Below are 15384 nucleotides of genomic sequence, written 5' to 3' on the forward strand. Positions count from 1 at the left end.
TTAGTCGTTTTTGCGTAAATAATACCTGTGCCTGTGGATGTTTTTTAGGTTTTGTGCTAACCACGCAAGTCTTTCAGATTTATTTGAAATATTTATGTTTTGTAATCGTAGACTTTTACGGGTAAGTGATCCTCTGATGATTGCTAGTCTTTCGCCAAGTTGCGCTTTTATATCATTTACTACTCTGTTGTTTGCGGTCGCAGTAGTAGCCAATACCGGTAGGTTGTTTGGCATGTTATTTAGCACACGTACAATGCGACTATAATCAGGCCTAAAATCATGCCCCCAATCTGATATACAGTGGGCTTCGTCTACTACAAATAGGCCGATATTGTCACTAATTTGGTTGAGAATTTTCTCTGCAAAATAACTTTGACCTAGTTGCTCTGGGGACACAATAATTGCATCTACTTGTCCAGACAATATAGATTGTTCAGCAGTTCTCTTTTGACTATCGTCCATAGCTGAGTTGTAGGAAACGACTTGTAATCCTAATTTAGCTGCCGAGTCTATTTGGTTTCTGATCAGTGATAACAAGGAGAAATGATCAAGGTTGGGCCGAACCCTTGTGAACGCCTAATTTTTGTTGAAATAAAATAGACAGCACTCTTACCCCATCCTGTTCTTTGTACAACTAACAGTTGTTTTTGTTTATTGATCAGTTGATCAATCGATTCCCATTGGTCTGCATGAAAATTTGCTTCATGCACGCCAGTCATCTGTTTCAAGTGCCTAAGTGCTACATCTCTCATTATTTTCTATCCTTAGAATCTGCTTCCATCATTTTATCGTCTAGTTTTTTTAAGCCCTTTAAAAGTGTCCTACCTACAAAACGGCTTGGACGCGACATAGCAACGTTATACGCCATCTCGCTGGCATCAACTAAACCTTTAGCGGTGCCCTCTATGGCAACTCCTGCGCCTTTAAAGATTGCTTCTGCGCCGTCAACACCTTTCTCGTATTCAGCGCTAGCATGATTGATGCCTAGCATAGTAGAAAAAATACCAAGGGATCCAACGCCTGTTAGAATGGCATCTATTGACGTATCTTTTACATCGACAACACTGCCGCCCATTGCTAGACCAACAGTGTTTGAAATATCTTCATTACGAAACCCGCTATCTATAGCATCTGTGTTTAAAGCAACTTCAGATGTTGTAATTACCGGAATATCATCATCAACAGAGTTGATATAACTAATACTGTCTGTGGCTTTGATCTGCATTTCAATGCCATCGATGGTGATATCAGTTTCTGGATGATTGAAGTGTTCATGCAATATTCCACCTGTGTCGTTAGCTACAAGTTGTTCGAAATAGGCACCTTTAGTTAAACTTACTAACCCTGCATAACTCTGGGGCGACATCCACAATGTTTCCCACCATATTTCGAGGTTTGACATGGCTTCGAAGTTACTATTAACCGCTCTAAGTGAATCAAAAACTTGTTCCGCTGAAAAAAGATCGTCCGCAATGGATACTGGAATAGACATCCCAGCAATCCATGCAGCATGTAATGAGGTATTGTTAACTTCTTTAACTTGAGCATTTTCTAGCGCTTGGTCTAATTTTTTGTACGTAGTAAAAAGTCGCGATTCACTCAATTGTTTTAAATTAGTGAAATGTTGCTCTATTTTTACTATTTGCTCGCTATACATATCATTAAATGCATCTAAGGCTTTTTTGGCCTTTAAAATATGTCCATCAAGCTCAGATAAATCTAACTCTTCTGGGTACTTAATTTTATTCCACCAAGAAAAACCTAAATATGCTCGCTCCCATTCGTCTTTTAATCTTTTACGCTTTTGCGAACATTGCATATAGACCGATTGAAGTTTTGCTTGTGCTGCAATTAAAGGAACCTTATTTTTACGTGCTTCTAACTTTACCTCGTTATGAAGCACAAGCTTTCTTTTGAGCATCCCCAAATTAGCTCTATTTTCAATTAATTTACTTTTTTTACTTTTAAATAAACTTAAGAAAAAATCCATTTCATTTCCCAGTTTCTATTTAATACGAACTTTATTATTGCCATTTACAAGCGAAATTAGCTTCACTTTTAGCGCGGAGAGGTAATTATCAATATCTTGTTCGTTTTCAATAATGCCCGCGCTATTAACATCTCGCATTACACTAGCCGTATCAATTGACACTATCTTTTTAGGCGCTGGTTCTGTTACGCCCTCAGGTTTGGAAGGCGCTGGAGTGTATTCGCCGTTAATATCATTTTTAGCTTGGTCTGATCGATTTTTTGCTTTTGCTGTTTCTTCCTGCGCTTTTTTCCTGAGCAAAGCTTGTTGTGCTTCAATATGTTTGTTGATTAGCTCATAAGCGTCTTCTTCAAGATTAATTGAATCAGCTTGTTCTTGAAGAATTTCAGCAACACCGGATAGATCATCAAGTCGTTTTAACGAGAGTTGTAACGGACGCAGCACTTTATTACTCAGTTCACTGGGAACATTTGCGTCTTTGACATGCTTTTGAACCTGCTCAATACGATGTTCAATGCGCGACTTTGCATGGGCGCGTTTTTCAGACAAGATACTTTCGTTTACTTTTGCGACCTTTTCAATTAGTGGCTCTATGTCTCGAATTAGTCGATAAGGGTGGTCATTGTTGTATATGCCCTCAAGCTTTTGCATGGCCGCATTTGCATTAGTATCTTTTTCCAGCGCCGTCCGATTACGATCAAAATCGATAGTCAACGCCCTGTGCATTTTCTGCCAAGTCGAAAACTGGGATTCATAAAAGTCCTCTAAGTCTTGAAAATCTTCCTCGAAATCTAGCAGTTCACTGTCGCTTGATAAGAATTTTTCGATAAATAAGTAGCTGGATTGAGACTCAAGTAAACCAGCTAGTAACACCCTGCCATTTTCAATATCTTTCACACCTGGGTAATGACCCGTTGATGCTTTATTTGCAAAGGCATCTAATTTGGTTTTCATGTTACTCAAATTTGTATGTGCAACATTGAACAGTTCTTTTTCACTATCCGGTGCATTTTTACCAAAAATATCTTTAAACAACTTTGTAGCACGCTTGAGGTTGGCTTCAGATTGCTGCTTTATGCGGCGTATTCGCAGTTCTGCACGCTTTCTTACCTGCATTAGATTGTCGTAAGCAGCTTTGAGCTGTACGTCTTGTTGGCGCATTTGAAAACTAATTTTATTTGCCAACGCTAAGCGGCAAATGATGAGCACTATTTCTTCATCATTCCAACCAAAGGGACGTTTTGAGAAGCGTTTAACTATGTCTTCTGCTGTGATTGGCCTACCAGTGTCATCACCAAGCGTAATAAACTTTTCTACTTCAACTGTAGCAAGAGGATTTACTTCGGCAGCGCCAAGGTCTAATCCAATTTGACTAATATCATCAGCTACCAAGGTGTTTTGTATTTCGCGTCTAATATCACTCAGAAATGGTTTAACTAACTTGAGTTTGCTAAAGGTATTTTCGACTACGTACCTGTAGGTCTCGTGCAATATGACACTTATAGAGCCACCTTTAGGGTTTTGTTGTGAGCCTAAGGCGAAAAACTCTGCGTCTTTTAAAAGTCCTTCAATCTCCGTTTTAATACGACGATTTCGCTCTTGGTTTTCAGCACCTTTTTGATGTAGAAGTTGTTGTTGTTCAGGACGATTCCCCGTGTTTCGTCGAAGAAACTTGTCGGTCTTTATAAAAGTTCTGATTTCATCAAATACATGTGTGCTTTCATCTAACTTAACAATAATCGCGCCGTTATTTCCATCCTGAGATTGGTTGGCGCAAACAGTTGAGGTGTACTCAACATAATTAGGATCAATGGGAGATATTACTTTTACAACCAAATCATTTTCTTGAGCGCCATCACGTGGCGAGCCATTACAAAAACGGCTGATGGGGAAATCTTGCTTGTTTTCGGGGTAACGATAGATATTGTCACGGCGCAATATGTCATCAAAAATCAAGTCGCTTAGCTTTTTGGTTTCATCAGACAGTTCAATTTCCGTTTCCCTAATTTCATTCTCTATCTCTTTTTCTTCATTAGTTAAGAAAATGTACTCATCGCCTTGGCGTGCAATCAACAAATTTTGTTCAAGAGCGTTTAGCGCCTGTTCAATCTCACGGCGCAATGCCAAACGGTCTTCATCTACCTTACCAACGCAAAGGGTGACGAGATTATCTAGTGTAGATTTGACGACATCTACATAACGAATTAAGAACAGTGTTTTTAATAAATTTAAGGCAAAGGGTGAAATTGAATCTTTGTCAGCCGCATTGTCGATGTCGCGTTTAACAGATGTATCTAAGAAGCTCTCAATTGCTGGATAGAAATAATACAGCGGAATAAGCACACCCACTTCTTGGTCGCGAACTTCTTTGGCAGCACTTTGGAAGGCATCAAGCAATGAGCGTTCACCACGACTCAAATGCAAACCAGTAGCACCTGCTTTGCGAATAGCCTCAAAGATTTTTTGTACCAATGTGTAATGATATGGCACAAACGGATAGCTATTAACAAAGCTGGTTGCGTCTTTATAATTGGCTAACTCAGCAGTTGTTGTATTGTCAAAGGCGAGTTGATTTCTGAGGATGTCGCTTTTTTCATCGTATAAACTTTGTAGTGTTTCTCTGGCTGCGTCTTGTTTGGATAAAAGGCGTTTTTCAATAACTTCATTTGTATTTGAGCTTGATAATGACAACCTTTCAAAACGACCTTGGATTTTGGAAAAGTCATGTCCTTTTGAGCCTGCCATATGGCCTATAACAGAGTCGATGTCTTCTTGTGAAGTAACAACAACCCATGCGCGACCTTCACAAATAGTCCCTAAATTTTCGGTGATCGTTTGTAGCTTCAACATCATTTGGGTGTTGTTACCAATGAATTGGCCTACCTCATCGACGAAAAACAATACGCGTCGGTCAGCGTTGGCGTCTAAGTATTCTTTAACCCACTTACAAAAATTGGATACGTCTAATGTAAAGTTTTTCTCTAATTGCTCTACCCATTGGCGTGCAGCTTCTGTGGATTGATTAGTCACTTTCCCAAGGGCATCAGCCATATCGTCTCGATAAAAATCATACGCATCGCGCTCTTCAATCCAATCAGCCGAAGTGCGAGCGTTAAACTCTTCTTTAAATTTACTGAAGACGCCTCGTTGATCTAACTCACGCTCTAAGTGCGCGATGTGCGGATGATCGCCACTAAAGCCCATTTGCTCATTAAATACCTTTAGAAAGACCTTTAAGATAGCGTCGTCACCATCATCGGTGTTAGCGCGGCTGTCGATATTAAAAAGGATAACGGTGTTTTCTTTGGTGACTGCGGCGTCAATTTCACCTAATAAAAAGCCATCTAAGTTTTTGTCTTTAAAGAATGCAATCGCTGATTTTTCAATGGTTCCATCAGTGGCAGTGATATTTTGCAGCAAATACGAGAGTATTTTTATAAAGTGCGATTTACCTGATCCAAAAAGCCACTCACCCAAATGCCGAGTTTACCTGACGCTGCCTTTGCTTTTGGATCTCGGACTGATGGCATATATGCATCGAAGAACTCTTCAAAGTGCTTAGCTAGTTCGTTGGTGATCACATATTCATCCAGTTCGGTAAATATCGTACTGCTCTCTAATTGATCCGCTTTTACTACGCCGTTGATTGGACGATTAATATCTTTTGAAAATAAGTTTTTAATTTGCATACTACAATGTCCTTTTTATTTTTATACGTCCGTTTACGGAACTAATTTAAATGCTCGATAATAATTATTTGATGCAATGCGCCCAAAAGGTTTTAGTGCTGTGCCGTCATATTCACACAGGATAAAATAATACTGTAGGTACATTGCCTACTTTGGCGTGGAGGGCGTTTAACAAGCCATGCCCACGAATAATTGGCCAAGCGCTACCAAGGCCATGTAGTAAGATAAATTCAGTCTTGTCTAAGTTGATTTTTGAAGCGATAAATTCAGCGACTCTGTTTTGTTCAAGCGGTCCTTTAAGCGCGTTGAATAATGCTTCGTCGCCACGCTCTTTTTGAACTTTGAATGCTCGTTCGGTTAGATTTCGAGAGCTTAATAATTCGATAATGGCAGCAAATAAATTAATGCTGGTGAAGTTGCGCCCACGTTTGATTAATTTATCAGTCATAAACTCTAAATGCTCACGCACTGCTAATTCGGACTCTGGCTGATAGTCAAAAACATAAAATCCTATCTCGTTTCCTAAACCTTGGTTTTTAAGGAAGTCTTCACTTTCTATTTTAGGAAGAATTTGGTCGAGCCGTGTGCTCAGGACTTTCACTTGTTTACTCATTAATGCAACTCCATTGCAGTGATAATGTCATCACGCTCAATAGCTGATAAAAGGTTTTTTACTTCAGGCAATAAAAACACGTTCTGTAATCTTTTACTGCGCGTAGTTTCTATGTAACCCGCATCAGCAAGTGTTTTAAAAGCGACTTGAGAAATTTTGTATACTGACGACTTTGTCATGTCGGCGAACTCTGGGAACAAGCGTGAACGATCATTCCAAAAAGATTCCCAGTCGCCTGCATCTAAACTCTCGCGGAACATACGTTTTGCATCTAATACAACATTACGCATAAAATCAGCAAGCAGTGTGGAATTGATAAGCGTTGCTGCAAACATCAATTGTGTTGATAGCTCTGAGCTACCAAATGCAATTTTTTCCATGTATTCATCACTCATCCCTTCTAGTCGCTTTTTAATTGTTGAAGCGTTTCGCTTAGCAGATGCATCGGAGCGTTTTTGTAGCACATTACGATTAACGATTGCTTCTAACCATTCCTCTTGAGTCGGCTTTTTAAGCAACAACTCTGCAACAATTTGGCTCTCTTTTAACATCAGACTGCCACCAATTAAGTCACCAAGATAGTCTTTGTAGGATTTATAACTTGCTACCATTTATAACTCTTCCATTTCGGGCACATACCCTGGTGCAATAGCCAAATTTTCTGCACCAAACAACGTTTGTCGGTTCTTCAGCCACAGCTGGTATTCAGCGCCAACTAATTCTGCATCGGCAGTACAATCTACATTCCAACGTCTCAATAGATATCCAACCATGGCAGCTCTTACATTAATTGAGAGCACACCATTGTCCATGCCGTAATCCAATGCAATTGCAGTGGGATGATTTACATTGTGCGGATGGGGCACTAACTGAAGAGGCATCATACGTGTCCATTGATGATCTTCAATTTTGCCTTCACCAGCATCTATCGGTGATTCCTTTATGGTGACTTTTGTAATGCGTGTTAATACAAAGTCCCTAAAGCTACTACTCTTTCGATCAAAGGCTCTGAGATGCCAACGTAATCCGTTATCAACTATGGAATGAGGAACCATTTCTCTTGCACCTGAGCCGCTTGATAGCGATGTGTATATAACACTGACAGGCTTTTCGTTGATAATGGCTTGGATTAGCTTCGCAACGATAAAAATATCTGGAATATTTAACTGGCTAGGAGCTTCAACGGGAAAGGTAATATCGCCAATTGCATCAAACCCATCTGTTATTTGGTTCGATAATTTGACTAATGTTTTACGAGGATCATGATTGAAAAGAGGTTTAAATGCTGACGTTTGAAAATACTTCCTTTCTTTAGCATCGTATTTTAAATTGTCAGGGCACAGCTCTTTATACTGGTTTATGTCACTTGAAGCCGAGGTAAGCCCTTTTTCAAAATGACGTACCACCTCGGAACGCGTTACATGGCCAGTAAATAGCAACTTAAAATCAATATAAGCCAACCGCTGCTTTTGAGAAAAACTAATCTCTTTTAAATCCATTCATTTATACGCTTAAACTTTTGTGAACTAAGTATGTTCAAAAAGTGAATTCATGGCAAGTTTTTTAGATTGCATCATTATTCATTTCGACTAAACTTAAATAAGTTAATTAACTTACTTAAGTTATTTTGGAGTCGTTATGGGTAGAGTTGCAGAGTATTCAGTAGAACAAATTGTCGATGCTGGTAGGAGTATTGAAGCATTGGAGAAGCGAGTAACGCCCTTTGCAATCAGAGAACAATTAGGCGGTGGCAGCCCAGAACGCATCAAGGAAATTTGGGAGCAGCACTTAAATCAGCTAAAAAGCGAAAACATTACTGAGTTACCAAATGATGAGGTCGAGTTACCGACTGAAATACAAGATGCTCTTGAGAAAAATCTTAAAACCGCGTCAAAACAGCTAATAAGCCTTACCAACGGTACTTTTAAAGTAGCAATGCAAGTTGCTGAAAAGCGGGTTAAATCGACAATAGATGATTTCAACAATAAAATTGAAGAACTAAAAGAAGTTGAACAAGATGCCTTTCGCGCTATGGGGGTAAGTGACAGAAAAATTGATGACCTGCAAACCGAGATTAGTACTTTGAATCAAAGGAATGAACAACATGTGGCTGAAAACTCCAAGCTGACAGGACAACTCGAATCATTAAAAGAGCGCATAGTACAACTTGAAGCCAAAGAGGCTGAGTATTCTGCATTACAGAGAGAATTCGGCAAGCTAGAGGGACAACTTGAAATTTTGAAGTCAAGTTAGCTGGATTATTATAATTATTGAAATCAATCATAATTTTATGTGTGGACTTGCTAGGGGGCTTTTTTGCAACAATGGTAAAATAATGTCAAGTCCTAACTCAGCTATATGGAAGTATGCGAGAAATTAAATACGTAATAATCATATCTTTAGCATTAGTTAACACAATTGTGTGAGCTTCGGCATCCTCTGTTTTCAGAAAAAAATCAAAATCTGTTGTTGAAGTGGTTGCAAAAAACCACTTTAGGAATGAATTTAGTCAAGGCTCAGTTTTTTTGAGAAACTCCTTGTGATGACTAATAAACATGTAATAGAAAATTCCTTTAGCGTTGATGTTTTCCTAAATGGAGAAAAGATACCTATCACGGATATAATGTTATGTATCGATTTAGATATTGCAGCCCTTACAGTCGAATGTAAATTTTTTACTCATTATTACCTCGTTGGTTTTGGTTATGATACCTCCAACAATGTGTTTTGAATAATTAGACCATTACAAAACCGTGCAGGCCTATTCCTCTCTGTATAGCCCAACATTTGAAATTTCTCATAAAAATTAACGATTAACATAAATTTTCACTCTGATACGTTTTGTCAATCATTTTTTAAATTTAACTATTATTATCAATGACTTACAGCATTGACATTCAAAATAATTTAATTATGCTTACTTCAGTTGAATTGAATGGGACTGTATCATGTGACGATACGATCAAAACTTAAAAAGCAATCATCTAAAATTGCTAGGAGTCGAATCCAAGCTCTTTATACAAAACTTTACAGAGCAGATAGAGGCTGGTTATTACAGATAAACGAAGTTCATAAAGCAAAACGAGTATACGTAAATAACAGAGTCAACTGGCGTAAGCGGAACTTAGCTTTGGTAAAAACTCTGTTTGCTATCATTTCAAAGATTGATGCTGGTTTGTCGTTGCCCCGGGCAACAAAACGCTGGCTCATGTTTCAACTTAGTAATACTCCAACAGTTGAAAAGTATTCACATAAACTCCCGTTAACTTCAATGACTCTCTCGCGCTACGCTGAATCAATCTCTCAATATCAAATACGCAGAATTACTAATCGACATCCAAATATTACTCGGCGTTGGTTTTTACTGCACGCTTCGGGGTTAAGCGAAGAACGAATGACAAACATCATAAGGCAATTCTTGGAGGAGTTGAACGAAATGCTCACGCCCTTTGAGTTCATGTTTTCTGCTTTACCAACAGCTGACTTAAGTAAATAAATGACTAGATTAAAATTGAGAATGAAATATGATTTTTACTGATGAAATAACAGACGCAATTTATATAAGTGTAGAAAATGAGCCCAAAGCTAATTTTGTGTATGGTACGATTGTTACTGACGGAACCGACAGGATTGCTATAGTTCCTTGGATTTGTACAAGTCCTATTATCAAACTTAAAAAAATCGATAACGGATTCGCAGCGATAACGCAAAGCTCAGTTTACTTTTTGAAAAGCTTTGAAAGCGTATCGGTCACATCGGATGAAATTGATATTATAAGGATCGGGACTCCACCGAAATTGGCACTTAAATTATTGCGCATCAAATGGCCTCTCAGGTGAAACGATAGTGAGCATACTAATGGATGACAATAGTAAGATGGCAGTCACTTCAGCGGTCGTTAGACTGCTAGAACTCTGGCAGCTTAATGAGTCGCAAAAAAAACAATTCTTGGCTTTGAAGCAAAAGCTGACTATGACAAATTCGTTGACTCACCTTCAAAAGTTTATTGGTCTACGTCCCTGGAGCTTCGAATTTCACTCATTCTTAATATACATGCAGAACTAAGAACTCTTTTCTCTAATCCGAGTAACATTTACGGATTCATGGCAATGAACAATCAGAATTCACCTTTCCAGGGGCAGAAACCGATTGAGCTGGCTTCTCAAGGTATAGAAAGCTTGAAAGCAGTGTATAACGCAGTATCGTCAATTGCTTGTAGTGACGAGGGTGACCAAGAATGAGGCAGCTTTTAATAAAAAGATTAAGCCAAAGCATGCGAGTTTATCCAATCAATGACTGTTTTTTTCTGCCAAGCTTTGAACCGCTCACCTAAAATCTAAAGGTTTAGGGATACTACCTTCATCTAACATTCTGTAAATAGTGGAACGACTTACGCTGACTAACAGACAGACTCCCTTAATACGTATTAAACACTCTTAGGGCTTTTCGGTTAACTTATCAGTTGATAATGGAGTAGATATTATGGTTTATGGTACATCGGGTTTAGTTGAGCCAAATAATAAAGCGAATATTAAACCTTGATTGTAGTATAGGAGATCAAATTCAAGGTTAAGCCTTACTCAGACGCAAGAATTAAACCTTGATTATAGTATAGGAGATCAAAATCAAGGTTAAACTTTACTCAGCCGCAAGAATTAAACCTTGATTGTAGTATAGGAGATCAAAATCAAGGTTAAACCTTACTCAGCCGCAAGAATTAAACCTTGATTGTAGTGTAGGAGATCAAAATCAAGGTTAAACCTTGCTCAGACGCAAGAATTAAACCTTGATTGTAGTATAGGAGATCAAAATCAAGGTTAAACCTTGCTCAGACGCAAGAATTAAACCTTGATTGTAGTATAGGAGATCAAAATCAAGGTTTAATTGAAAATAAGCAGTACAATATAGGTTAGAGTTTTGAAGGGCTTCTCGATAACTTATCCTGATAATTAAACTTTCGTTATGAAACTCCCGAATTACCAGCTGAGATTAATTGTAATAGCTGGTCACCGTTCAGTTTCAAACAATAATCTACTCACACATGATGCTCGTATTTAATTGGCGAAATCAAGCCAGTAAGTTCTGGTTGCATACAAAGTAAGCTACTCACCACTTTCCGTTGAAAAACATTTCCATTCGAATCCTCATTATTTTTCATAATAAACTCCCTGATTTAGGGAAATCGTAACGCGCGTTCATAATCGCGGCAATATGATAAAATCAATTAATACTTAATAGCATCACGAGTTAACCCTATGGCTAAAGGCAAAGCGCTTAGAACAAGGGTTAACACTTCATCAACTCGGTGAATTATTGGAGGAACCGTACCAATTTGTCAGCAAAATAGAGCGAGGACAACGTAACCTTACGGTTTATGAATTTGTATAATATTGTAAAGCGCTTGTTACAAATGGTGCACTTTGGCTAGAATCTATTGAGAAGTAGCTTCACTAAATCCAAAAAGATCTGAGAGAAATTTATCAGCATTTGTTGGCTGCATTTTACTGACAATAAGTGAGATTTTCGTCGCTATAGCGACCGTAATATTTGGTATTATTAGCTTTATTATTCTCTTCTTTTAACCGATTAAAATGGACACCAATTAAAATGGTTTTATAGACATTGAAGGTTAACAATAAGGTTTATGTATCAAATAAACATAATACGCTCTTTGGTGCGTATTTTTAAAACACCAGAATTCCAGTTTATAAGCTACATATAACTACACACATACACAGATAAGCAATTTATAACTTTTATTAAGAGTTCGATTCCTGGTGGGGACGCCATCTTGCAATATCACCATATACTTAAGTTAATCTAAAACCACCTAAGCCTACGTTAATAAAGCCCTTAAGGGCAGTCCCGCATTTTTATCACTTTAACCAAAATTAACCAAAATATACTGTTTTTTATGTCTGCTGATACACATGTGATACACAGAATTATTGCATCATCTTAATAAATTCAGTACCTTCAGGAAGGTCACTAACTTTATTGATACACAGATGAGCGATAAAAAATTTAAATTCACCCTAAGACGAATTCAAAATCTACCAACAAGTACGACTAGAACACGTTATTACGATATTGATCATAGAGGCTTAATTCTTGAGGTGCTGCCTACCGGACGTAAGGTATTTCGTTCCATAATGCGCAATGGCCTGACTGGCATCATCAATAGCGTGACGATTGGCCCCTTTCCATCCATCACTGTAGAAATGGCAATTAAACGCCACGCAGAGAATGTGGCAGAAATAACTAAAGGCAATGATCCAAACGAGACAAAACGTGAAACAAGGCGAAAAAGCATTACCTTTGCAGAGCTTTATGAAACCTATGACAAAGACTTTAGTGCCAAAGTAAAACGAGATGAACGTAGGCTATCGAGTCAAGAACAAAACAAACGACTGTTTAATAATCATTTGGCAAATATCCTTGATTACAAAAAACGAAGGCTCTCTCAAGTTACACTTGAACAAATCGATTCAAAGTACGCCTCGCAAATAATCGATATTATTAAAGCAGATAAAACTAAGTCTATTTTTAACAAATTGCTCACCATGCTGACAAGTATGTTTAATCTAGCCATACGAAAACACCTTATAACAAGTAATCCCTTTTTAGGTGAAAAGAAGTTTCGTGATACAGAGCGTAAACGTTATTTACAAGATGATGAAATTGAACGTTTTTTTAATGCCGTAAATCAAGAAGAAGTGCTTTATCAGGATATAGTAAAAATGCTACTTTTTAGTGGCCAAAGAAAAACGTGCGTTTTATCGATGCGTTGGGAAGAACTAAATACCGGTTATACAGTTTGGACAATACCAACAACCAAAATGAAGGGTAAAGAAGAGCATACTCTACCTTTACCCCACAGTGTATTGATATTCTCACCAGAAGATCCCTTAACATGCATCCCAATGGCTTTGTGTTTCCGGCTAAAACAGATAATAGTAAACTAGGTCATATTTCTGAGAAAACCGGTGAAAACTCGTTCTGGCGCAGAATTACACGACACGCTGGACTTTATTCAGAAGATAGAAATCAAAACCTGACAATACATGATTTACGCCGCAGCCTAGCCAGTTGGCAAATCAACAACGATGTAGATCTTTACACTGTGTCCAAGACTCTTGGTCACAAAAGTATTAATACAACACAAAAAATCTACGCTCACCTCAATTCAGATAAAATAAGGGATGGTGTGTCTACTGCAGCTTCAGCATTAGAATTAGCTTCCGTGAAAAGCACAAATGACTCACCTTTTCCTAAGTTAAAGCAGTTTGCAGAGTCATTAAGTGAAGATGAAAAGATTTATTTGTTGGGCTTATTAGGTGCAAAAAATAGCCACTCCCCCTATAACTGTGAACAGGTTTAATTGAAAATGACATGCAAAACATGTTTTCTACTCAGCCTATGTAACGGCCAAACAATTACTAATCATCTTCTTCGACTTTCTCCTTTCTAAACTGCGTGTGCGGCAGCTAACAATCGCTATTCATGCCGTCTATTAGTGCCGAATTTCTAAGCTGCGTGTGCGGCAGCTAACGGGGTATTGACCATATAACTGTGACTGACGAGTTTCTAAGCTGCGTGTGCGGCAGCTAACGGTGAACACGCACACAACATATTAGGCACAGATTTCTAAGCTGCGTGTGCGGCAGCTAACATATAAAAGCCAAGTTAGATGATCGCATTGTGTTTCTAAGCTGCGTGTGCGGCAGCTAACGTTAGATCCTACCCACTGACCAACTATGTCATTTTCTAAGCTGCGTGTGCGGCAGCTAACTTGGGCTAAACCAAGTCGCGGTAACAGATAATTTTCTAAGCTGCGTGTGCGGCAGCTAACAGGTCTAGCGACCAATCCGAAGTGGTTAAAAATTTCTAAGCTGCGTGTGCGGCAGCTAACCAGCGGTTAACGGCTCTAAGTTTATGTTTAAGTTTCTAAGCTGCGTGTGCGGCAGCTAACGTCGAGTACATTTCCACTGGGTTGATGTAAATTTTCTAAGCTGCGTGTGCGGCAGCTAACAAGGCGTTCTTACTCCTCATCTCTTAAAGTAATTTCTAAGCTGCGTGTGCGGCAGCTAACAAGTCTCCCCATCATGCGTGTAAGTTTCATTATTTCTAAGCTGCGTGTGCGGCAGCTAACGACCTGTGGTTGATGATGTTGATAATGTGTAATTTCTAAGCTGCGTGTGCGGCAGCTAACACCCACTACAATGTGGAGCGCTGCTACGTTTTTTTCTAAGCTGCGTGTGCGGCAGCTAACGCGTCGGGCTTGACAGGCGCATTTACTAGCTCTTTCTAAGCTGCGTGTGCGGCAGCTAACTAGTGGGTGCCGTAGCTTCTGCCGTTGCTCGTTTTCTAAGCTGCGTGTGCGGCAGCTAACCAAAATGGTAGATGAAGATATCGAATGGTTAATTTCTAAGCTGCGTGTGCGGCAGCTAACGCAGAAAGTAAGGCTTTATTGTCTGAGGCTCATTTCTAAGCTGCGTGTGCGGCAGCTAACCTCGTCGACAGCACGTATAATAATACGACAATTTTCTAAGCTGCGTGTGCGGCAGCTAACCTGCCAACCAAGCCGATTAATGATTTTGTTAATTTCTAAGCTGCGTGTGCGGCAGCTAACCCGTTAGCAGAAACAAAGTAAAACACTTATAATTTCTAAGCTGCGTGTGCGGCAGCTAACACCTATTTCAAAGATAGTTTTACCCGCTCTAGTTTCTAAGCTGCGTGTGCGGCAGCTAACAATTCCAAACCTACCCATTTACCTTTGGGTACTTTCTAAGCTGCGTGTGCGGCAGCTAACAAATCAGAGTACTAACCGCCACTAATACAAAATTTCTAAGCTGCGTGTGCGGCAGCTAACATAAAGACGGCTATCTAGTTTACATCCTGAGCTTTCTAAGCTGCGTGTGCGGCAGCTAACTATCAGTATCACCGTTTTCAGTAGCATCATCGTTTCTAAGCTGCGTGTGCGGCAGCTAACATTTTTTGGGTACTTCATGCGTTTGTGCAGATTTTCTAAGCTGCGTGTGCGGCAGCTAACACTGTGTGGATGGGGAGTACAAGTTACATTAGTTTCTAAG

Annotated in this window: 15 protein-coding genes, 1 pseudogene and 1 CRISPR repeat array (1 of these 17 cut by a window edge); of the genes and pseudogenes, 6 read left to right on the top strand and 10 right to left on the bottom strand. The window is 39.1% G+C overall.

Annotated features, from left to right (window positions below; all coding sequences use genetic code 11):
* The 8 genes from RS130_RS19465 to RS130_RS19500 form a co-directional block, all read right to left on the bottom strand.
* Positions 1-537, bottom strand: a complete 537-nt coding sequence (locus tag RS130_RS19465; RefSeq protein WP_316027293.1) for a DEAD/DEAH box helicase — start codon at positions 535-537, stop codon at positions 1-3.
* Positions 525-752 (bottom strand): hypothetical protein, encoded by a 228-nt coding sequence (locus RS130_RS19470; protein ID WP_316027294.1) that lies wholly within the window; start codon positions 750-752, stop codon positions 525-527. The genes RS130_RS19465 and RS130_RS19470 overlap by 13 nt, the downstream gene beginning before the upstream one ends.
* A complete protein-coding gene (locus RS130_RS19475; protein ID WP_316027295.1) occupies positions 752-1990 on the bottom strand; it encodes a hypothetical protein in 1239 nt (412 codons plus the stop codon). Before RS130_RS19475 ends, RS130_RS19470 begins: the two co-directional genes overlap by 1 nt.
* Positions 1991-2005: 15 nt before the next feature.
* Positions 2006-5410, bottom strand: a complete 3405-nt coding sequence (brxC, locus tag RS130_RS19480; protein WP_316027296.1) for a BREX system P-loop protein BrxC — start codon at positions 5408-5410, stop codon at positions 2006-2008.
* Between the two features lie 14 nt (positions 5411-5424).
* A complete protein-coding gene (locus RS130_RS19485) occupies positions 5425-5679 on the bottom strand; it encodes a hypothetical protein (RefSeq protein ID WP_316027297.1) in 255 nt (84 codons plus the stop codon).
* Positions 5680-5791: 112 nt separating this feature from the next.
* Entirely contained in the window at positions 5792-6292 is a 501-nt protein-coding gene (locus RS130_RS19490) for a DUF1788 domain-containing protein (protein WP_316027298.1), read from the bottom strand.
* Positions 6292-6903 (bottom strand): DUF1819 family protein, encoded by a 612-nt coding sequence (locus RS130_RS19495; RefSeq protein ID WP_316027299.1) that lies wholly within the window; start codon positions 6901-6903, stop codon positions 6292-6294. Before RS130_RS19495 ends, RS130_RS19490 begins: the two co-directional genes overlap by 1 nt.
* Complete coding sequence (locus tag RS130_RS19500; RefSeq protein WP_316027300.1) at positions 6904-7791, bottom strand: WYL domain-containing protein; 888 nt, start codon at positions 7789-7791, stop codon at positions 6904-6906.
* 139 nt (positions 7792-7930) lie between these two features.
* Between RS130_RS19500 and RS130_RS19505 the strand changes: the two genes are divergently transcribed.
* From RS130_RS19505 to RS130_RS19515, 3 genes are all read left to right on the top strand, one after another.
* Entirely contained in the window at positions 7931-8545 is a 615-nt protein-coding gene (locus RS130_RS19505; RefSeq protein WP_316027301.1) for a DNA-binding protein, read from the top strand.
* 697 nt (positions 8546-9242) lie between these two features.
* Entirely contained in the window at positions 9243-9788 is a 546-nt protein-coding gene (locus RS130_RS19510; RefSeq protein WP_316027302.1) for a TnsD family Tn7-like transposition protein, read from the top strand.
* A gap of 613 nt (positions 9789-10401) precedes the next feature.
* Positions 10402-10533: a hypothetical protein gene (locus tag RS130_RS19515; protein ID WP_316027303.1), complete on the top strand. Its 132-nt coding sequence runs from the start codon at positions 10402-10404 to the stop codon at positions 10531-10533.
* A gap of 84 nt (positions 10534-10617) precedes the next feature.
* On the opposite strand, the gene RS130_RS23955 is transcribed toward RS130_RS19515, so the two are convergent.
* Together RS130_RS23955 and RS130_RS19520 are read right to left on the bottom strand one after the other, a co-directional pair.
* Positions 10618-10719: a helix-turn-helix transcriptional regulator gene (locus RS130_RS23955; RefSeq protein ID WP_428982874.1), complete on the bottom strand. Its 102-nt coding sequence runs from the start codon at positions 10717-10719 to the stop codon at positions 10618-10620.
* A 608-nt stretch (positions 10720-11327) separates the two neighbouring features.
* On the bottom strand, positions 11328-11450 hold the full coding sequence (locus tag RS130_RS19520; RefSeq protein WP_316027304.1) for a hypothetical protein: 123 nt from the start codon (positions 11448-11450) through the stop codon (positions 11328-11330).
* Between the two features lie 113 nt (positions 11451-11563).
* On the opposite strand from RS130_RS19520, the pseudogene RS130_RS19525 reads away from it, so the two are divergent.
* The 3 genes and pseudogenes from RS130_RS19525 to RS130_RS19535 all read left to right on the top strand — a co-directional run.
* Positions 11564-11680, top strand: a pseudogene (locus RS130_RS19525) (helix-turn-helix domain-containing protein); the annotation flags it as partial.
* Between the two features lie 620 nt (positions 11681-12300).
* Positions 12301-13257: a tyrosine-type recombinase/integrase gene (locus RS130_RS19530; protein WP_316027305.1), complete on the top strand. Its 957-nt coding sequence runs from the start codon at positions 12301-12303 to the stop codon at positions 13255-13257.
* The gene (locus RS130_RS19535) at positions 13206-13673 is read left to right on the top strand and encodes a tyrosine-type recombinase/integrase (protein ID WP_316027306.1); all 468 of its coding nucleotides are present in this window, start codon (positions 13206-13208) and stop codon (positions 13671-13673) included. Before RS130_RS19530 ends, RS130_RS19535 begins: the two co-directional genes overlap by 52 nt.
* Positions 13674-13756: 83 nt before the next feature.
* A CRISPR array of direct repeats spans positions 13757-15384; the repeat unit is 28 nt; unit sequence TTTCTAAGCTGCGTGTGCGGCAGCTAAC; it runs 1040 nt beyond the window's last position.

Source organism: Paraglaciecola aquimarina (genome assembly GCF_032464635.1).
GTDB lineage: Bacteria > Pseudomonadota > Gammaproteobacteria > Enterobacterales > Alteromonadaceae > Paraglaciecola > Paraglaciecola aquimarina.

Excerpts from the sequence above, each read along its gene's own strand:
- RS130_RS19470 (WP_316027294.1), bottom strand. The coding sequence starts at position 752 with ATGAGAGATGTAGCACTTAGGCACTTGAAACAGATGACTGGCGTGCAT.
- RS130_RS19475 (WP_316027295.1), bottom strand. The coding sequence starts at position 1,990 with ATGGATTTTTTCTTAAGTTTATTTAAAAGTAAAAAAAGTAAATTAATT.
- RS130_RS19485 (WP_316027297.1), bottom strand. The coding sequence starts at position 5,679 with ATGCAAATTAAAAACTTATTTTCAAAAGATATTAATCGTCCAATCAAC.
- RS130_RS19490 (WP_316027298.1), bottom strand. The coding sequence starts at position 6,292 with ATGAGTAAACAAGTGAAAGTCCTGAGCACACGGCTCGACCAAATTCTT.
- RS130_RS19495 (WP_316027299.1), bottom strand. The coding sequence starts at position 6,903 with ATGGTAGCAAGTTATAAATCCTACAAAGACTATCTTGGTGACTTAATT.
- RS130_RS19500 (WP_316027300.1), bottom strand. The coding sequence starts at position 7,791 with ATGGATTTAAAAGAGATTAGTTTTTCTCAAAAGCAGCGGTTGGCTTAT.
- RS130_RS19505 (WP_316027301.1), top strand. The coding sequence starts at position 7,931 with ATGGGTAGAGTTGCAGAGTATTCAGTAGAACAAATTGTCGATGCTGGT.
- RS130_RS19515 (WP_316027303.1), top strand. The coding sequence starts at position 10,402 with ATGAACAATCAGAATTCACCTTTCCAGGGGCAGAAACCGATTGAGCTG.
- RS130_RS19520 (WP_316027304.1), bottom strand. The coding sequence starts at position 11,450 with ATGAAAAATAATGAGGATTCGAATGGAAATGTTTTTCAACGGAAAGTG.
- RS130_RS19530 (WP_316027305.1), top strand. The coding sequence starts at position 12,301 with ATGAGCGATAAAAAATTTAAATTCACCCTAAGACGAATTCAAAATCTA.
- RS130_RS19535 (WP_316027306.1), top strand. The coding sequence starts at position 13,206 with ATGCATCCCAATGGCTTTGTGTTTCCGGCTAAAACAGATAATAGTAAA.